The organism is Azospirillum palustre, assembly GCF_002573965.1.
GTDB classification, from domain to species: domain Bacteria; phylum Pseudomonadota; class Alphaproteobacteria; order Azospirillales; family Azospirillaceae; genus Azospirillum; species Azospirillum palustre.
In genome coordinates, this window is record NZ_PDKW01000041.1 from 451,619 (window position 1) to 470,084 (window position 18,466).

An 18,466-nucleotide genomic window follows, 5' to 3' on the forward strand; every position below is an offset into this window, starting at 1 on the left:
TGGACAGGAACGGTCCGTCGGGGTATCCAGCGCCCGTTTCGCTGTGCCAAGGACCGACGCCATGACACCGACCGCCGCCCCGTCGTCTTCCAATCCGATCGGCACCCTGTCCGCCGGCACCCTGCCGATCCTGCGGACGGTTGAGGATCTGCGGTCCCAGGTCGCCGCCTGGCGCCGGGAGGGGCTGACCGTCGCCCTGGTGCCGACCATGGGCGCCCTGCATGACGGCCATCTGGGCCTCATCCGGCGCGGTCGCGAGCTGGCCGACCGGGTGGTCGCCAGCGTCTTCGTCAACCCGACCCAGTTCGCCCCGCACGAGGATTTCGACCGCTACCCGCGCGATGAAGGCGGCGATGCCGCCAAGCTGGCCTCGGCCGGCTGCCACGTGCTCTATGCGCCGACCGTGCGCGCCATGTATCCGCAGGGCTTCGCCACCGCCATTTCGGTCGGCGGCCCGGCGGAGGGGCTGTGCGGGACCTTCCGGCCGCAGATGTTCGGCGGCGTGGCGCTGGTGGTGACCAAGCTGTTCCTCCAGGCCCTGCCCGACGTGGCGGTGTTCGGCGAGAAGGATTACCAGCAGCTGATGGTGATCCGCCGCTTCACCCGCGACCTCGACATTCCCGTCCGGGTCGAAGGGCTGCCGACGGTGCGCGAGGCCGATGGGCTCGCCATGTCCTCGCGCAATGCCTATCTCAGCGCCGACGAGCGTGCCCGCGCGCCCGAACTGAACCGGGCGCTGACCGCCGCCGCCGCCGCGCTGGCGGCAGGGGCGGAGGCCGACGGCGCGCTGACCGGCATCCGTGGCCGCATTGCCGAGGCCGGCTTCGGCACCATCGATTATGTCGAGCTGCGCGACGCCGAGACGCTGGAGCCGGTGAGCGCCGTCACCCGGCCGGCCCGCCTGCTGGCCGCCGCCTGGATGGGCAAGGCCCGGCTGATCGACAATGTGCCGGTGATCCCCGCCGGCTGACCGGCCAGAGACTGGGGCCCTAACATTGGCAGTTGCCGGCATGATCGGCATTTGACCGGCATTTGTTGTGCGCCTAGCATTCCCGGACGGGCAGGATCCCCGATGGGTTTCGTGGCCCCCGCGATGGGGGCGGAAAGGCCACTTTGCGGCTCGTTCGTCGCAACCGGCAGGGGGAAACGGTTTCCCTGATGCCAATCCTTCTGACCGGCCTGCTGCTGGTGCTGGCGGCGCTGGGGGGCACCGCCGCTTATGTCGCCACCCGCAACCGCGCCCCGGCCTCCCAGACACAGCTGGGACCCGACAAGAAATACGCGGCGCTGCCGCTGATGACCTTCAGCCTGGGCGGCAACGATGCCCGGATGGTCGACGTCAAGGTCCTGCTGGAGATCGACCCGTCGGTGGACGGCAAGGTGGCCGACCCCTATGTCCCCCGCATCACCGACCGGCTGTCCGACCGCATGCGCCAGCTCGACCCGCAGCAGCTGACCGGCGCCGACGGGGCGCTGCTGATGAAGAGCACGATTGCCGGTGTCCTCGACCGCGAACTGCGCGGCGTGCGGGTGAGGGAAATCCTGCTGGACCGGATGGTGGTCAGGTAGCACGCCCCCAAAAAAGAAGACGCCCGGACCGGCGGAATTTCCGCGGGACCGGGCGTCTCGTGCAGCCGGTCGGTTGGTTTTCAGTCGGCCAGCCGGGTGGTCAGGCGCGGGGCGGTGCCGGTGGCCGCCGCGACATAGCGGGCGCGCAGCGGCTTCAGGACGAACAGGGCGAGGAAGGCGGCCAGCGCGTTGACGATGGCGACGCTGTAGAAGACGGTCTGCCAGCTGCCGGTCGCCTCGACCATCAGGTTGCCGACCGGCACCAGCAGGGCGGCGACGCCCTTGGCGGTGTAGAGCAGCCCGGCGTTGGTGGCGGCGAAGCGCGAGCCGAAGGTGTCGCCGCAACAGGCCGGGAACAGGCTGAAGATCTCGCCCCAGGCGAAGAACACCAGGCCGGTCAGGATGACGAAGGCGACCGGGTCGGCACCGTATGCGCTGAGCGCCATCACGCCCACCGCCTCGATGGTGAAGGCGATGAACATGGTGTTCTCGCGCCCGATATGGTCGGACACCCAGCCGAAGAAGGGCCGGGTGATGCCGTTCATCACCCGGTCGATGGACAGCGCGAAGGTCAGCGCCGGCAGGGTCAGGCCCAGGATGCTGACCGGGGCATCGATCAGCCCCATGTCGGTGGCGATGGGGCCGAGCTGGGCCGTCACCATCAGGCCGCCGCCGGCGACCATGGTGAACATGCCGTACATGATCCAGAAGACCGGCGTCCGCAGCATCTCCTGCGGGGTGTAATGGCGGCGCTGCGGGGCGGAGCCGCCGCGCGCCTGCCCATAGCCGTGCTTCGGCGGGTCGGCCATGAACCAGGCCAGCACCAGGATGACCATCCCCTGGCCCAGCCCGAAGGTCATGAAGGTGTTCTCGAAACCGGAGGTCTCGATCATGGTGGCGATCGGCACGACGGTGAGGGCGGAGCCGGCGCCGAAGCCGGCGGCGGTCAGGCCGGCGGCCAGCCCGCGGCGGTCGGGGAACCATTTCAGGGCATTGCCGACGCAGGTGCCATAGACGCCGCCGGCGCCGATGCCGCCGATCACCGCGGCGAGATAGAGCAGGGTCAGCGAATCCGCCACCGCGTTCAACGCCCAGGACAGGGCGCACAGCGCACCGCCCACCAGCACGACGATGCGCGGACCGAACCTGTCGACGAACCAGCCCTCCACCGGCACCAGCCAGGTTTCGGTGACGATGAAGATGGTGAAGGCCACCTGGATCGCGGTGCGACCCCAGCCATGCTTGTCGTCGATCGGCTCGACGAACAGGGTCCAGCCATATTGCAGGTTGGCGATCATCGACATGCAGACGATGCCGATGGCCAGCTGCATCCAGCGCCCGCCCCAGGGTGCGACCTGGGCCGTATTGCCGTGCGTGTCACGCACCATGTCCTTCCTCCCCATTGCACCCGACATGTTCTGTTCGGCGACATGTTTCGTTCGGATTGCCGGACCTCGGGCTCCCGTGTGGCCACGTTGTTGGTTTCTGATGTCCGGTCCGGAAAAAAGGCGACGGGCTGAGGCTCTCCACCACCAACTTGGGGTTGCTGGCATGCCAAATGCCCCATGCCCGCCTCTACGATCATCAGTTTGACGGATGATGTCAATACGAACCATTTGCCGGGCGGACAACGGGCATGCGGATTGTCGATTTGTATCCGCTGGATTTCCGCAGGATGGGAAAATGACAGTCCCGGACCTGGCCGAAAGAGATCGGTCCTGCGATGATGGCCGGCCCAACCGAAGGACGCGGTCCCATTTCACACCCTGCCTTGCATCCCGTGTCATTGCCCGAACCGCCGCTGCTGGCGATCACCGACCGCCGGCTGGCCGACCGGCCGCTGCCGCAGGTGGCGGAGCGTCTGTTCGCCTGCGGCGTGCGCTGGCTGTCCTTGCGGGACAAGGACTTGCCCGATAGGGAAAGGCTCGATCTGGCTCGCGCATTGATTGCGTGCGCCCGTCCGTGGGGAGCCCGCGTCACCCTGCATGGCGGCCCGGCGCTGGCCGCCGCGGCCGGTGCGGACGGGGTGCATCTGCCGGCCGGCGGCGATCCGGTGGCGGCGCGCGCGCTGCTGGGGGCCGGGGCGCTGATCGGGCTGTCTCTCCACGACTCGGACGGTGCGCAGACGATGGAGCGGGCGGCCGGGCAGGCCGACTATGTGACCGTCTCGCCGGTTTTCCCCTCCGCCAGCAAGCCGGGCTACGGGCCCTGCCTGGGCGAGGCGGGCCTGCGGCGATGGGTTGATCTCGGGGCGCGCTGCGGCATGGCGGTGGTCGGGCTGGGCGGCCTCGACCGGGCGGATGCGGTGGCCGGATGCCGGGCGGCCGGGGCCGCGGGCTTTGCGGTGATGGGGCTGGCGATGCGCGACGCGCAAGCGCTCAAGCCTCTGCTGGCGGCGCTGGCGCCGGGGGGAGACGATCTGCCGCGCCGCGGCTGACCGCCGGCGCGTTTCAGGCCTGTCCCCCTGGACATTTCAGCGCCTTGCATGCATCTGGTATGTAGGATACGAAAACGCCGAAGGTCCCGAACCGGGGACCCGCCCGGCTGCGCCGCAACGTCCGGCGAGACATGAGGACATCCACTCCATGACTTTTCCCGCTCTCAACGTCCAGCCCCTCGACACCGGAACCACCTTCCGCAGTCAGGTCTATCACGCGCTGAAGCAGGCGATCACGGAGATGGACATCTACGACCATGACCGCGAGATCCGGCTGGACGAGCGGCAGCTCAGCGACAAGCTCGGCGTCAGCCGCACACCGATCCGCGAGGCGCTGACCCTGCTGGAGCAGGAGGGCTTCATCCGCCTTCAGCCGCGCCGCGGCATCTTCGTCGTCCGCAAGACCAAGACCGAGATCGTCGAGATGATCCAGGTCTGGGCCGCGCTGGAAAGCATGGCCGCCCGCATGGCCGCCGAACATGCGCCGGCCGCCGAGATCCACAAGCTGTGGGATCTGTTCGGCAGCTTCGAGCAGCGCAGCCCGAAGGACCATGTCGGCGAATATTCCGACGCCAACATCGCCTTCCACAAGAGCATCATCCAGCTGAGCGGGTCGAAGCTGATCCAGGACGTCACCGACAACCTGTTCATCCACATGCGGGCGATCCGCAAGCTGACCATCGGCCAGGAGGACCGGGCCGAGCGTTCCATCCACGACCACCGCGCCATCATCAAGGCCCTGGAGGACCGCGACGCCAACCTCGCCGAACGGCTGGTGCGCGAGCACACCATGGGCTTGGCCGCGCATGTGGAGAAGCACTGCGATTTTCTTGAGTAAGTTTCCGGGAGTGAGGAACAGTCCAGGGCGGTTTACGCCGCCCCGACCGCAGCGTGCTTAAACCGTCACCGCCTCCTTCTGCGCAGTCTCCAGCTTCGGCATGTCGTCGCCGTCGATGGTCACCACCCGCAGGGAATTGGTCTTGCCCGGCGTGCCGAAGGGGACGCCGGCGGTGATCACCAGCGACTGGCCGGACCTGCCGATACCGGTCTCCGCCGCCGCCGTCAGCGCACGGCCGACCATCTCCGAGAAATTCGCCACGTCGTCGGTCAGCACGGCATGGACGCCCCAGGCCAGCGACAGCCGCCGCGCCGTCGCCTCGTTGGCGCTGAGGCCGAGGATCGGCACGCTGGGCCGCTCGCGCGAGGCGCGCAGCGTGGTCGAGCCGGTGGTGGTGTAGGTGACGATGGCCGCGGCGCTGATGGTTTCCGCCACCTGTCGCGCGGCGGCGGTCAGCGCGTCCGGGGCCGTCGCCTCCGGGCTGGGATGGTCGGCATCCATGATGCGGCGGTAGAGCGGGTCGCCCTCCACCCGGCGGACGATGCGCTCCATCATCGCCACCGCCTCCACCGGATAGCGGCCGGAGGCGGACTCGGCGGACAGCATCACCGCGTCGGCCCCGTCATAGACGGCATTGGCGACGTCGGACGCCTCGGCGCGGGTCGGGGTCGGCTCCGACACCATGGATTCCAGCATCTGGGTGGCGACGATCACCGGCTTGCCCATGGCGCGGCTGAGCCGGATCATCTTCTTCTGGAGGCCCGGCACGTCTTCCGGCGGCAGTTCGACGCCGAGGTCGCCGCGCGCCACCATCACCGCGTCGGACAGCTCGATGATGCGGTCGAGCGTCGGCAGCGCGGCCGGCTTCTCGATCTTGGTCATCACATGCGCGCGGTTGCCGATCAGCTCGCGCGCTTCCAGAATGTCTTCCGGCCGCTGGACGAAGCTGAGGCCGATCCAGTCCACCCCGAGGTCGAGCCCGAAGGCGAGGTCGCTGCGGTCCTTCTCCGACAGGGCGCTGAGCGCCAGCGCCGCACCCGGCACATTGACGCCCTTGCGGTCGGACAGGGTGCCGCCGGCCACCACCTCGGTCTCCGCGAAGTCGGGGCCGCAGTCCAGAACGCGCAGCCGGATGCGGCCGTCGTTCAGCAGCAGGTCCAGGCCAGCCTCCAGGCTGGCGAAGACCTCCGGATGGGGCAGGCAGACGCGGCGGCTGTCGCCCGGCCGGCGGTCGAGGTCCAGGCGGAAGCGGTCGCCGATGGCGAGATCCACCGGTCCGAAGCCGAAGGTGCCGACCCGCAGCTTCGGCCCCTGAAGGTCGAGCAGGACGCCGATCGGCCGGCCAACGGTCTTTTCAGCGGCACGGATGCGGGCGAAGCGCTCCGCATGTTCGGCCTGGGTGCCGTGGCTGGCGTTCAGGCGGAAGACATTCACGCCCGCCCGGGCGAGCGCCGTGATCTGGCTTTCCGACGAGCTGGCGGGACCCAGCGTGGCGACGATCTTTGTGCTGCGGTGAAACGGCATGACGACAGCCTTCCTCCGCCCGGCCCTTCGCGAAAAAGGGGCGGGACTGGCGAACGATGATGAGTTGGGGTTCGGTGTTGGCCCGATGCTGGAAGTCCTAGGCCGGACGGTCAAACGGCGCCCGATCCTTATTCCGCATCGTGAGAGTGGTTCCACCCGCGGCACATGGACAGCCGGCCGGCTCGTCGGCGACACTGGGGCATGCCCGAGACCGCGCCGCAAAGCCCCGTTCCAGCCCATCCCGCCGCCACGCTGATCCTGCTGCGGGACGGGCCTGAGGGGCTGGAATTGCTGGTGATGGAACGCCATGCCGGCCTGCGTTTCGCCGCCGGCGCCACCGTCTTCCCCGGCGGGCGCATGGAGGCGATGGACCATGATCCGCATTGGCGCCGCCACTGGCCGAACGGAGACCCGCCCATCGATCTGGCGCACCGCGTCGCCGCCTTGCGGGAATGCGCGGAGGAATGCGGCGTGCTGCTGTCCCGCGATCCCCTTGCGCCGGGCACCCTCGACGAGCTGCGCCGCGCGCTGGCGGCGGGGGAGGGATTCGCCGCGGCGCTTGCGCGGGTGGGCGCTGTCCCCGCCCTCGACCGGATGGCGCCGCTGGCGCGCTGGGTCACGCCGGAGATGCTGCCGCGCCGCTTCGACACGCTGTTCTATCTGGCCCCGGCACCGGAGGGACAGCAGCCGGTCTGCGACGGTGGGGAGGCGGTCGCGGCCTTGTGGGCAAGCCCGCGCCGCCTTCTGGCGGAGTCCGGAGCCGGACGGCGGCGGCTGGTCTACGCCACCCGGATGACGCTGCTGCGGCTGGCGGGCTGTGCCGACGTGGCGGCGGCGATGGCCTGTGCCCTGCCAGGACGGGAATTGCCGCCGCCGATCGTGCCGCTGATGGTGGAAACCCCGTCCGGTCCGGTGCTCCGCATTCCGGAGGGCTGCGGCTTTTCGCCACTGGAGACCCCGGCCGAACATGTTAGGCTTGGGTAAGATTAGGTAAGTCGGGACGGGTTTCCGCGATGTGAAAATTGCGCGATGGTGCTATTGTGCGACGCGGAATGCGCAATCAATCTCCAGACTGACGCACGGCGCCGGATCCCGCTGAGGGAAACGGCGGCGGGGGCCGGAGGCAGGAGGATCGCGCAATGGATGTCGGGTTCGTCGGAAACGGGGAGATGGCCGATGCGATCATGGACAGGCTGCGGCAGGCCGGGCACCGGCTGCACCACGACCGCCATGGCCGCGGCGCGTTCCGTCACCAGGCCGGGATGTGCGACGTCGTGATGATGCTGTTGCCCGATGCCCGCGCGGTCGAGGCCGCCCTGTTTGGCGACGCCCGCTTCGCCAATGACGGCTTTGCCGGCGCCCTGCCGCCGGGCACGCTGGTGATCGATCTGTCCCGCATTCCGCCGGCAGAGGCTGCGGCCAACGCCGCGCGGCTGTCCGGCATGGGGGTCCTGACCGCCGATGCGCCGCCGGCTCCCGGTTTCGCTCCCGGCTTCACCATCGATCTCGGCGGCAGCGATGCGGCCTGCGCGCGGGCCGAACCGCTGCTGCGGCTGTTCAGCGATGGCGTCGTCCGTGCCGGCGGACCCGGTGACGGGCAGCGGGCGCATCTTGCCCGGACTGCGGACAGGAAGAACGACGATCCGGATGGACTGCACCGGCTGCTGCGTCTGATGGCCTTCGACGGGCCGGCCGAACCCATGTTGAGTGCATCATGAACAGCTTGACCGCTCCCGACATCGCCCCGCTCCGCCATCCGGCCGCTCTCCTCCTGTCGGCCGTACCGGACGTGATCGTTCCCTTCGGTGCCGGACTGGGCGCCGGGTTGGGCGATGGCCGGGCCGATGTCGGGCGGCTGGGCAACAAGGGCGCGCGTCTGGTGGAGATGGCGGCTCTCGGCATTCCGGTGCCGCCGGGCTTCGTCATCGCCGCGGAGGCCGGGCGCGGGCTGGGGGCGCAGGATGCGCTGCCGGCCGGCCTGATCGGGCGGATCGACGGCGCCGTCCTGGCGCTGGAACGGCAGGCCGGCGGGCGTTTCGGCGATGCCGGGTGTCCGCTGCTGCTGTCGGTGCGCTCCGGCGCCGCGGTCTCGATGCCCGGCATGATGGACAGCATCCTCAATCTCGGCCTCAACGACCGCAGCGTCGAAGGGCTGGCGGCGACGTCGGGCGACGCGCGCTTCGCCTATGACTGCTATCGCCGGCTGGTCCAGTCCTTCGGCTGCGTGGTGATGGGCGTGCCCGGCCACCGGTTCGAGGCGCTGCTGGACGAGCACAAGGAGGAGCGGGCGCTCCAGCGCGACGCCGATCTGACGGCGGAGGACTGGCGCACCCTGCTTCCGTCCTTCCTGCGGCTGGTTGAGACCCGCTGCGGCCGGCCCTTCCCCCAGGATCCCGCCGAGCAGCTGCGTCTGGCGGTGGCGGCGGTGTTCCGCTCCTGGATGAACCCGCGGGCGGTGGCCTTCCGCGCCCTGCACGACGTTCCGGAGGATCTGGGAACGGCGGTGACGGTGCAGGCGATGGTGTTCGGCAACCGTGGGCCGGATTCGGGCACCGGCGTGCTGTTCACCCGCGACCCCTCGACCGGCGCCCCCGGCCTGTGCGGCGAGTTCCTCGCCGACGCCCAGGGCGAGGATGTGGTGTCCGGCACCTGCGACCCCGACCCGCTGAGCGCCGGACAACTCGACTCCGGCCGCTCCATGGAGCGCCGCCTGCCGGCCGTCTATGCCGAGCTGTGCGCGGTGGCGGACAGGCTGGAGCGTGCCTTCGCCGACATGCAGGACATCGAGTTCACGGTGGAGGGCGGACGCCTGTTCATCCTGCAGTCGCGCAGCGGCAAGCGGTCGTCCGAGGCGGCGGTCCGCATCGCCGTCGATCTGGCGGAGGAGGGGATCGTCACCCGCGACGAGGCGGTGCGCCGCGTCGATCCGCAGGCGCTGGACGAGCTGCTGCGCCCGACCCTGACGGCCGATGCGCTGGCGGCGGCCATCGCCACCGGCCTGCCGGCCTCGCCCGGAGCGGCCACCGGCCGGGCCGCCTTCACCACCGACGACGCGGTGCGGCTGGCGCGCGGCGGGGCGCCGGTGATCCTGTGCCGGCCGGAAACCTCGCCGGAGGACATCCACGGCATGCACGCCGCCATCGGAATCGTCACCGCCCGCGGCGGCTTCACCAGCCACGCCGCCACGGTGGCCCGCGGCATGGGCCGGCCCTGCGTCTGCGGCGCCCGCATGCTCCGCATCGATGTCGAGGAGGGGGTGATGCGGGTCGGCGATGTGACCGTCCGAACCGGCGACCTGCTGACCATCGACGGCAGCAACGGCGCCGTGGTGCTGGGGGCTGCCCCGTTGCAGCGGCCGGCGCCGGACGGCGCGACCGCCCGGCTGCTGGAGTGGGCGCGCGAGTGCGGGGTGGGGCTGGCGACGGATTGAGGGGAAGAGGACCGAGAGGAAGGCTTCGGGTTGCGAACGCCTTCTCCCTGGACAGCGCCCGTCAGGCCCGCATCAGCGCCGTCAGATGGGCGGCGCAGCCTTCCGCCAGACCGGTGGCGTCATAGCCGCCTTCCAGCGCCGACACCACCCGGCCGCCGCAGACGCGGTCGGCAAGCTCGACCAGCTTGCGCGTCACCCATTCGAAATCCTCGTTGGTGAGGCCGAGCTGAGCCAGCGGATCGCGTTTGTGGGCGTCGAAACCGGCGGAAATCAGCAGCAGTTCCGGCTGGAATGCCTCCAGCGCCGGCAGGATGACGCGCTCCACCGCCTGGCGGAATTCGACGGAGCCGCTGTAGGGCTCCAGCGGCAGATTCAGGATGTTGCCGTCGACGCCGCGCTCCCAGGAATTGCCGGTGCCGGGATAGAGCGGCGACTGGTGGGTCGAGGCGAAGAACAGGTTGGGGTCGTCGGCGAACATCGCCTGCGTGCCGTTGCCGTGATGCACGTCGAAATCGACCACCGCGACACGGGTCAGCCCATGGATCTTGCGGGCATGCTCCGCCCCGACGGCGATGTTGTTGAAGACGCAGAATCCCATGGCGCGGGCCGGTTCGGCATGATGGCCGCAGGGGCGCACCGCGCAGAAGGCGTTGGTCGCCTCGCCGGCCAGCACGGCATCGACCGCGGCGCAGACCGACCCGGCGGCGCGCAGGATCGCACCGCGCGACCCCGGCGACAGCAGCGTGTCGCCGTCCAGCCGCTGGTAACCGTCGGTCGGGACCGCGGCCAGGACCGCATCGACGTAAGAGCGCTCATGGACGCGCGACAGCTGTTCCACATCCGCTTCGGGCGCTGACCGGCGCTCCAGGTCGCGGAACTCCGGCCGATCGAGCACCTGCCACACCACGGCCAGCCGTTCCGGCGCCTCCGGGTGGCCGGGGCCGGTGTCGTGCGCGAAGCAGTCGTGATGGGTGAAGATCAGGGTGGTCACGGAGGGTCACTCCCATGGCAAAGGCGCCGCCGGGCTGGATGTGCCGGCGGCGGCGCGGTCGGGTACGGGTGGGACGGATCAGTGGGCGTAGGTGGCGGCGGACGGCGGTTCCGCGACCGCGGTGACGGTGCCGTCCAGCTCCTGCAATTGCAGCCGGGTGAAGTCGCGGGCGCTGACGACGCCGACCAGGTGGCCGTCCTCCAGAACCGGAAGATGGCGGATGTGGTGCTGCTCCATCAGATGCAAGGCCTGCCGCACGCTGTCGGACGGGGCGCAGGTCACCGGCTGGCGGGTCATCAGCTGCGACACCGGCATCGCCATCAGCGAGCTGCCGCGCTCCAGCAGGGCGTGCACGATGTCGCGCTCCGACAGGACGCCGGCCAGCGTGTTGCCTTCGGTGCGGCAGACGTCCTTGACGACCAGGGCGCTGATGTTCTCCGCCTTCATCAGGCGGATGGCGTCGGCGACCGTCGCGCTGGTCCGCACGGCGACGACGCGGGCTTGCTTGGTGCGCAGGATGTGTTCGACCTTCATGGCGGGACTCCTGATCGGCTGCGGCTGGCGGGAAAGCCATCTGTGGGGCGGCCCGTCTTCAGGGCCGGCAGGGCGCCCGGCCGGGCGTCGTGCTTTGAATATGGTATGCCAAATACTGTACGCCAATCAAACAATTTCGATGGCCAATTTTGGCGGCGGCCCTGTTTCCCAGGCCGCCTCATACGATGGTGCAGCGCAATGGGCCGCGTCCTGTTGGCTCATGATACCAACGCAGCACAGCCTGAATGTCCGGAATGCGATATGTTTGTTATGCATGCAAATGAACCGAGGCATGCGGTATGCGCATGTCCGGCATCATGTACCTTGTATACCAAAAAACTTGAACCGATTGCTGCGCTGCGTCATAACGGAATTGTCACGCCGAAGCCGATCAAACAAAAAAGCACCCCACCGAGACACTGGAGCGATGAACATGTTGGAAATGCTGGTTCTGGCGCTTGTGCTGTCCGTCTTCGGCGGTACGGTCCATTATATTCTGTCGATGCAGATCGCCAACGCGGGCAAGTCGCAGCGCGATTTCTCCTCCGCGCCGCTTCGCCTCGCCAACCCGACCGAGGCCGATCTCAAGGAACCGGAAGACGAACTGCCGCCGGGCCCGGCCTGGGCGAGCTTCCCGCGCGCCTTCTGATCCGCGGCTCTTCCTTCCTGTCATCGTGAGAAAGACGGCCTCCCAAGGGCCGTCTTTTTCGTTTGTGCCCGCTTTCGCCGCCCCGTCCGGTCAGGCGAGCGGCAGCACCAGCTGGAAGCTTTTGATGGTCATCCGCTTGCGGTGGTAGAAGCGGTGGGCCTCGCCGCGCTGGATGCCGGAGATGATCTCCATCTGGGCGCAGCCGCGCTCCCGCGCTTCGCCGGCCAGCCAGTCGAACAGCTTGTCGCCCAGCCCGTAGGAGCGCTTGGCGGAGCTGGTGACCAGATCCTCGACATACATATAGCGGCCGCGCGACAGCGTCTCGTGGACGCGGAAGCCGCCGCAGCCGGCGATCTCGCCATCCAGCCGCAGCAGGGCGAGGTTGTAGCCGTCGTCCATCTGGCGGCGGATCTGCGCGCGGTAGACTTCGGGGTCGGTCATGTGGGTCCGCAGCTCCTTCATGACCGCGTAGCTGGCGGCGATATCGGCATCGTCACGCGCCACGACGATCTCAATGTTCTGCTGCTGGTCCATGGCGGTCGACTCCTTATCAATATGGGTTCTGCCGGAAAGGGCATCGGCACCGGCGGTACGTCCCCGGCGCTGGCATACCATATGCCAGCAGCTTGTCCGGCCAAAAGCTGGCCTGCCACACTTTCCGCGTGCCGGAAAACCAATCGCCGGAGGCAGGCCCCGCAGCGGCGCGAATGCAGCCTGCGGAAACAGTTCGTGCCTTCCACTAATCGCTTGCACGGCATTCGGCATCTGGTATACCATATTGATAATTCCAGATCGGATCAGGACCGCACCGATTTGGCGGGGGGCGAAAACCCGCCTCCCACAGCAGTGAAGCGCCCCGGGGCCGCATCCCCGCCGCGCTGCCACTCACAGCAAACAACAGCATCAAATTCCGAAGCATCTCAGAACACACCAAAGAAAACGCCTAAAGCATCAAAACAGAAGCGACGCCTGAACCGGCAGAGAACCGCTTCCTAGGAGGAGATAGAAGATGCAGCATACGAATTCGGAGGCGCAGGGAGCACCGCTCGGCGGCCGCTGGATGCAGTTGGTCATCGGCGTGATCTGTATGTCGATGATTGCGAACCTGCAATATGGCTGGACGCTGTTCGTCAACCCCATCGATGAAAAGTATCATTGGGGCCGTGCCGCCATTCAGATCGCCTTCACCATTTTCGTCGTGACCGAAACCTGGCTGGTGCCGGTCGAGGGCTGGTTCGTCGACAAGTTCGGTCCCCGCATCGTCGTCGTGGTCGGTGGCATCCTGTGCGCCCTGGCCTGGGTCATCAATTCGTTCGCCGACTCGCTGGCGCTGCTCTACATCGGCGCGGCTGTGGGCGGCGTCGGTGCCGGCGCCGTGTATGGCACCTGCGTCGGCAACGCGCTGAAGTGGTTCCCGGATCGCCGCGGCCTGGCCGCCGGCCTGACCGCCGCCGGCTTCGGTGCCGGTTCCGCCCTGACGGTCGTTCCGATCGCCAACATGATCCAGACCTCCGGCTTCGAGCAGACCTTCCTGGTGTTCGGTCTGGGCCAGGGCCTGATCGTCTTCGCGCTGGCCTGGTTCCTGAAGGAAGCCGACCCGGCCCTGCTGCCGAAGACCAAGAGCAACATCGCTCAGAGCCGCCGCAACTACACCCCGCAGGAGACGCTGAAGTCGCCGGTCTTCTGGGTGATGTACCTGATGTTCGTCATGGTCGCCGCCGGCGGTCTGATGGCCACCGCCCAGCTCGGCCCGATCGCCAAGGACTTCCACCTCGACGGCATGCCCGTCAGCATCATGGGCCTGACCCTGCCGGCGCTGACCTTCGCGCTGACCATCGACCGCGTGCTGAACGGCGTGACCCGTCCGTTCTTCGGCTGGGTGTCCGACCATATCGGCCGTGAAAACACGATGTTCGTCGCCTTCGCCATCGAAGCGGTCGGCATCCTGGCGCTGAACCAGTGGGGCCAGCATCCGGTCGCCTTCGTCGTCCTGACCGGTCTGGTGTTCTTCGCCTGGGGCGAGATCTACAGCCTGTTCCCGTCCTGCTGCGCCGACAGCTTCGGGTCGAAGTTCGCCACCACCAACGCTGGCCTGCTCTACACCGCCAAGGGCACCGCGTCGCTGGTCGTTCCCTTCGCCAACGTGATCGTCTCCTCGACCGGCAGCTGGCAGGCGGTGTTCTTCTTCGCCGCCGCGGTCAACGCCATCGCCGCCTTCATGGCCCTGTTCGTCCTGAAGCCGATGCGTGCCCGCCAGATTGCCGAGGACACCACCCAGCCGGTCGGCAAGCTGGCGGCCGAGGGCGCCGACTGAAGGAACCGCGGACCGTCCACCGATGGGGTTCCCGCTGACCGGGGGGCCAGCCGGAACTCCAAATAAGGGCGGAACAGCGTAAGGGCGGAACAGGTACCGCCGGAAAAACGACAAACCGGCATCGGGACCACCGCATTGGTCCCGGTGTCGGTTTGTCGCGTTTTGGGAGGCCGGTCGTGAACCGCATTCACGACCCGCACCCCCGACTGACAGGTCCCGGCAGAGAACGCTGGGAGACTGATATTCTGTATACAGAATACGGCTGGTGCCGTCAACACGGATCGAAAGGGGTGGGTCGGTCATGTTGGGTATTCTTGTCCTGATGCTGGCGGCCTTCTGCTCCGGCGCGCTCAACGCCGTCGCCGGGGGCGGCGCCTTCATCACCTTTCCGGCCCTGCTGTTCGCCGGGGTGCCGCCGGTGGCCGCCAACGCCTCCAGCACCGTGGCGCTGTTTCCGGGACAGGCGGCCAGCAGCTGGGCCTATCGGCGGGAGATCGCCGCTGGCGGCCAGGTGAATGTGCCGGTCTTCGCCGCCCTCAGCCTTGTCGGCGGGCTGGTGGGCGCGCTGCTTCTGCTGGTGACGCCGAACGCGACCTTCGCCCGCTTCGTGCCCTGGCTTCTGCTGTTCGCGACGACCGTCTTCGCCATCGGCGCCTATGCACCGGGCATCGTGTCCAGGCTGCGGCTGGGCGGGCGCAGCGTGTTGGCGGTGCAGTTCCTGATCTCGATCTATGGCGGCTATTTCGGCGGCGGCATCGGCTTCCTGATGCTGGCGGCGCTGACCCTGTTCGGGCTGCGCGACATCCATGCCATGAACGGGCTGCGGCTTCTGCTTGCAATGCTGATGAACGCGGCGGCGGTCGGCACCTTCATCGTCGCCGGCGCGGTGTCCTGGCCGGAAACAGTGGCGATGGCCCTGGCGGCGGTGGCCGGCGGCTATGCCGGCGCCATCGGTGCGAAGCGGGTCGATCCCAAGCTTTTGAAGACCTTGGTGGTCCTCATCGGCGCGGTGCTGACACTGTACTTTTTCGCGAAGGGAGCCTGACCCGAACGGGGTGTAACCGGCGTCCGCAATCTCAACCGTGCCCCCACATTCCGCATTGACATACGGTATGTGGTATACCAAACTCCAGACACAGTTTGCGCGACAGACTGTTGGATGCCGCTGCAAAGCGACCGGTCAGCCGATGGATGCGGCCGGTGCGGGCAGGCTGGCGTCGTCCAGCCCCACAGCATTCAAAAAGTGAAATCGGGGGAGAGGGGAATCCGGCATGAAGATCTGCATCTACGGATCCGGGGCCATCGGCGGCTACCTCGGCGTTCGCCTGCATCAGGCGGGTGCCGAAGTCAGCCTGGTGGCGCGTGGCGCGCATCTGGCGGCGATGCGCGAGAACGGCGTCACCTTGCTGATGGGGGAGGAAAAGACCGTCGTCCACCCCCGCTGCACCGACAACCCGGCCGAACTCGGCCCGCAGGATTATGTGATCGTCGCGTTGAAGGCCCACTCCGTCCCCGGTGTCGTGCCCGCGATGCAACCGCTTCTCGGTGACCACACCGCCGTCGTCACCGCGGTCAACGGCATTCCCTATTGGTATTTCTACGGCACCGGCGGCGAGTTCGACGGCCGCACGCTGGAAACCGTCGATCCGGGCTCCGTCCAGTGGAAGGGCCTTGGTCCGCAGCGCGCCATCGGCTGCGTCGTCTATCCGGCGACCGAGGTGGTGGAGCCGGGCGTCATCCAGCATGTCTATGGCGACAAATTCTCTCTCGGCGAGCCGGACGGGTCGAAGTCGGACCGCGTCGTCGCCCTGTCGAAGGCGATGGAGGCCGGCGGCCTGCGCGCGCCGGTGCTGGACCGCATCCGCGACGAGATCTGGCTGAAGCTGTGGGGCAACCTGTGCTTCAACCCGATCAGCGCGCTGACCCATGGCACGCTGGAGGTCATCTGCGGCGATGCCGACACCCGCGCCGTCGCCAAGGCGATGATGCTGGAGGCCAAGGACATCGGCGACAAGCTGGGCGTCCATTTCCGCGTCGATGTGGAGCGCCGCATCAACGGCGCCGCCGCGGTGGGCGCGCACAAGACCTCGATGCTCCAGGATCTGGAGCGCGGCCGGCCGATGGAGATCGACCCGCTGCTGTCGGTGGTGCAGGAGATGGGCCGCATGGTGGGCGTGCCGACGCCGACCATCGACGTGGTGCTGGCGCTGGTGAAGCAGCGCGGCGAGACCGCCGGCTGCTACAGCCGGCCGCAGTCCGCCGCTCCCGCCCGCACTCCGGAAGCGGTGGCGGCCCAATAAGCAATTCAGGTGACGCGGCCGGCGCAAACCCGGACAGGGGGTCGGGCCGGCCGCTTCGAACAGGGGGGATGAGCGTCATGAAGGTCGAGGACATTCTCCGCAAGAAGGGCACGCGCATCGGCATGGTGCGCATCAATGAAACGGTGACCACGGCGCTGCGCCTGATGAAGGCGGAGAACACCGGCGCGCTGGTGGTCAAGGACGTCTGCCGCACCGAAGGCAACACGGTGGTCGGCGTCATTTCCGAACGCGATGTCGTCCGCGCCCTGGTCGACCGCGGTCCCGCCATCCTGGAGCAGGCGGTTTCGGCGCTGATGACGCGCGATCCCTATTGCTGCAGCCCGTCGGACTCCGTGCGTCATGTGCTGAGCCTGATGGACGAGCACGGCATCCGCCATGTCCCGGTTCTGGAAGGCTCCACCCTGGTCGGCGTCGTCAGCGTCCGCGACCTGATCCGCCGCCAGCTGGAAGAGCTGTCGGGCGAGGGCGTTCCTGCGGCTGCCGCCACAGCCGCCGCCACGGCGGCGGAAGGCTGGGACTTCCCGGTCGTTGCCAACCAGTGAATGCTGTGCGGGTGGGGCCGGCGCATGTCCGCCGCCCCACCCGAGTTGCCGCTTCGGCGCTCGCCCGCCCTGATCCGGCCCTGACCGGGAGCCTTGACCCAGGGGTGGGCCGATTATTGCCCGCCGCCAAGGCCGGCCTTCGAAAGCAAACGACATGAAGATCGCGATACCCAGGGAGCGCCGCCCGGGCGAGCGCCGCGTCGCCGCGTCTCCCGAAACCGTCAAGAAATTCAAAGCCCTCGGTCTGGACGTGGTGGTGGAGAGCGGGGCCGGCCTCGGTTCCAGCATCACCGATGCAGCCTATGAGGCGGCGGGGGCCGCCATCGCCGCCGACCAGGCTTCGGCGCTGGCCGATGCCGACATCGTGCTGAAGGTCCAGCGGCCGCTGATCGCTGGCGAAGGGGAAGTCGACGAGCTGTCGCTGATCCGCAAGGGCGCGCTGCTGTTCGCCATCCTCAATCCCTACAACAGCCGCGACCATGTGAAGGCCTATGCCGACGCCGGTGTCAACGCCTTCGCCATGGAGTTCATGCCGCGCATCACCCGCGCCCAGGTCATGGACGTGCTGTCCTCCCAGGCCAACCTCGCGAGCAGGGCGGCAACGTCGAGGGCTCCAAGCTGGGCGAGGTGGTGACCACGGCCAACGGCGTGAAGATCGTCGGCCACGCCAACTACGCCAGCCGCATCGCCGAGAGCGCGTCGCTGCTCTACGCCAAGAACCTGCTGGCGCTGCTGACGTCGCTGCACGGGAAAGACACCGGCGTGGTCGTCAACTGGGACGACGAGATCGTCAAGGCCATCGCGCTGACCCGCGACGGCGCCATCGTGCATCCTGCCTTCGCGGACGCCCGCGAAGCGCAACCCGCGTGAGGAGGCGGATCCCATGGAACACCCGGATCCCGCAAGCAACATCGCCGCGTTCCGCCAGACCCTGGCGGCCCTGACCAATCAGGTCGATGCCCTGGCCGTGCAGGTGGCGCAGCTGTCGCCGGTCCCGGTCACCGAGGCGGCCAGCCACGGCAGCTTCTTCGTCACCGGCCTGACCGTGCTGGTGCTGGCCTGCTTCGTCGGCTACTACGTCGTCTGGCGCGTCACCCCGGCCCTGCATTCGCCGCTGATGGCCGTCACCAACGCCGTCTCGTCGGTCATCATCGTCGGCGCACTGGTCGCCGCCGGTCCGGCCGGCTTCGGCTTCTCCAAGGTCTTGGGATTCCTCGCCGTCATCCTGGCGTCCGTCAACATCTTCGGCGGCTTCCTCGTGACCCAGCGCATGCTCTCCATGTTCAAGAAGAAGGGCAAGTAAGACCATGGAAACCT

General features: G+C 68.3%; 18 protein-coding genes and 1 pseudogene. 14 read left to right on the plus strand and 5 right to left on the minus strand.

Translation table 11 applies throughout. The annotated features are described in order from the left end of the window. The first annotated feature begins 61 nt into the window (after positions 1 to 61). Together panC and CRT60_RS15720 are read left to right on the plus strand one after the other, a co-directional pair. Positions 62 to 970 carry a pantoate--beta-alanine ligase gene (panC, locus tag CRT60_RS15715; protein WP_098737445.1) on the plus strand — a complete coding sequence of 303 codons (909 nt, stop codon included), beginning with the start codon at positions 62 to 64 and terminating at the stop codon, positions 968 to 970. 188 nt (positions 971 to 1,158) lie between these two features. Beyond that, a complete protein-coding gene (locus CRT60_RS15720) occupies positions 1,159 to 1,569 on the plus strand; it encodes a flagellar basal body-associated FliL family protein (protein ID WP_098737448.1) in 411 nt (136 codons plus the stop codon). A gap of 80 nt (positions 1,570 to 1,649) precedes the next feature. Here CRT60_RS15720 and oxlT (CRT60_RS15725) read toward each other — a convergent pair whose 3' ends face one another. After that, positions 1,650 to 2,957, minus strand: coding sequence for an oxalate/formate MFS antiporter (gene oxlT / locus CRT60_RS15725; RefSeq protein WP_098737449.1), 1,308 nt, complete (start codon positions 2,955 to 2,957; stop codon positions 1,650 to 1,652). Between the two features lie 392 nt (positions 2,958 to 3,349). Here oxlT (CRT60_RS15725) and CRT60_RS15730 point away from each other — a divergent pair, with 392 nt between their 5' ends. Continuing rightward, a complete protein-coding gene (locus CRT60_RS15730) occupies positions 3,350 to 4,006 on the plus strand; it encodes a thiamine phosphate synthase (RefSeq protein WP_193548435.1) in 657 nt (218 codons plus the stop codon). 148 nt (positions 4,007 to 4,154) lie between these two features. Beyond that, positions 4,155 to 4,844 carry a GntR family transcriptional regulator gene (locus tag CRT60_RS15735; protein WP_098737452.1) on the plus strand — a complete coding sequence of 230 codons (690 nt, stop codon included), beginning with the start codon at positions 4,155 to 4,157 and terminating at the stop codon, positions 4,842 to 4,844. A 57-nt stretch (positions 4,845 to 4,901) separates the two neighbouring features. Here CRT60_RS15735 and pyk read toward each other — a convergent pair whose 3' ends face one another. Continuing rightward, positions 4,902 to 6,368, minus strand: coding sequence for a pyruvate kinase (gene pyk / locus CRT60_RS15740; RefSeq protein ID WP_098737454.1), 1,467 nt, complete (start codon positions 6,366 to 6,368; stop codon positions 4,902 to 4,904). 201 nt (positions 6,369 to 6,569) lie between these two features. On the opposite strand from pyk, the gene CRT60_RS15745 reads away from it, so the two are divergent. The 3 genes from CRT60_RS15745 (at position 6,570) to CRT60_RS15755 (ending at position 9,798) form a co-directional block, all read left to right on the plus strand. After that, positions 6,570 to 7,352, plus strand: a complete 783-nt coding sequence (locus CRT60_RS15745) for an NUDIX hydrolase (RefSeq protein ID WP_098737456.1) — start codon at positions 6,570 to 6,572, stop codon at positions 7,350 to 7,352. Positions 7,353 to 7,507: 155 nt separating this feature from the next. After that, complete coding sequence (locus CRT60_RS15750; RefSeq protein ID WP_098737458.1) at positions 7,508 to 8,086, plus strand: NAD(P)-binding domain-containing protein; 579 nt, start codon at positions 7,508 to 7,510, stop codon at positions 8,084 to 8,086. Next, positions 8,083 to 9,798 (plus strand): pyruvate, phosphate dikinase, encoded by a 1,716-nt coding sequence (locus tag CRT60_RS15755; RefSeq protein ID WP_098737460.1) that lies wholly within the window; start codon positions 8,083 to 8,085, stop codon positions 9,796 to 9,798. Before CRT60_RS15750 ends, CRT60_RS15755 begins: the two co-directional genes overlap by 4 nt. 61 nt (positions 9,799 to 9,859) lie before the next feature. Here the strand turns inward: CRT60_RS15755 and CRT60_RS15760 are convergent, their stop codons facing one another. Continuing rightward, positions 9,860 to 10,789 (minus strand): histone deacetylase family protein, encoded by a 930-nt coding sequence (locus CRT60_RS15760; RefSeq protein ID WP_098737462.1) that lies wholly within the window; start codon positions 10,787 to 10,789, stop codon positions 9,860 to 9,862. Between the two features lie 78 nt (positions 10,790 to 10,867). Beyond that, positions 10,868 to 11,323, minus strand: a complete 456-nt coding sequence (locus tag CRT60_RS15765) for a CBS domain-containing protein (protein ID WP_098737464.1) — start codon at positions 11,321 to 11,323, stop codon at positions 10,868 to 10,870. Between the two features lie 427 nt (positions 11,324 to 11,750). On the opposite strand from CRT60_RS15765, the gene CRT60_RS15770 reads away from it, so the two are divergent. Continuing rightward, positions 11,751 to 11,972 (plus strand): hypothetical protein, encoded by a 222-nt coding sequence (locus tag CRT60_RS15770; RefSeq protein ID WP_098737466.1) that lies wholly within the window; start codon positions 11,751 to 11,753, stop codon positions 11,970 to 11,972. A 90-nt stretch (positions 11,973 to 12,062) separates the two neighbouring features. Here CRT60_RS15770 and CRT60_RS15775 read toward each other — a convergent pair whose 3' ends face one another. After that, complete coding sequence (locus CRT60_RS15775) at positions 12,063 to 12,506, minus strand: GNAT family N-acetyltransferase (RefSeq protein WP_098737467.1); 444 nt, start codon at positions 12,504 to 12,506, stop codon at positions 12,063 to 12,065. Positions 12,507 to 12,981: 475 nt separating this feature from the next. On the opposite strand from CRT60_RS15775, the gene oxlT (CRT60_RS15780) reads away from it, so the two are divergent. From oxlT (CRT60_RS15780) to CRT60_RS15805, 6 genes and pseudogenes are all read left to right on the plus strand, one after another. Continuing rightward, on the plus strand, positions 12,982 to 14,286 hold the full coding sequence (gene oxlT / locus CRT60_RS15780; RefSeq protein WP_098737469.1) for an oxalate/formate MFS antiporter: 1,305 nt from the start codon (positions 12,982 to 12,984) through the stop codon (positions 14,284 to 14,286). Between the two features lie 301 nt (positions 14,287 to 14,587). Then, on the plus strand, positions 14,588 to 15,331 hold the full coding sequence (locus tag CRT60_RS15785; RefSeq protein ID WP_098737471.1) for a sulfite exporter TauE/SafE family protein: 744 nt from the start codon (positions 14,588 to 14,590) through the stop codon (positions 15,329 to 15,331). A 226-nt stretch (positions 15,332 to 15,557) separates the two neighbouring features. After that, positions 15,558 to 16,586, plus strand: a complete 1,029-nt coding sequence (locus CRT60_RS15790) for a 2-dehydropantoate 2-reductase (RefSeq protein WP_098737473.1) — start codon at positions 15,558 to 15,560, stop codon at positions 16,584 to 16,586. Between the two features lie 68 nt (positions 16,587 to 16,654). Then, positions 16,655 to 17,149, plus strand: coding sequence for a CBS domain-containing protein (locus CRT60_RS15795; protein WP_342210677.1), 495 nt, complete (start codon positions 16,655 to 16,657; stop codon positions 17,147 to 17,149). A 154-nt stretch (positions 17,150 to 17,303) separates the two neighbouring features. Beyond that, positions 17,304 to 18,019 (plus strand): annotated as a pseudogene (locus tag CRT60_RS15800) (Rossmann-fold NAD(P)-binding domain-containing protein). Positions 18,020 to 18,032: 13 nt separating this feature from the next. Further along, positions 18,033 to 18,452, plus strand: coding sequence for an NAD(P) transhydrogenase subunit alpha part 2 (locus CRT60_RS15805; protein WP_042704241.1), 420 nt, complete (start codon positions 18,033 to 18,035; stop codon positions 18,450 to 18,452). Positions 18,453 to 18,466 lie beyond the last annotated feature (14 nt).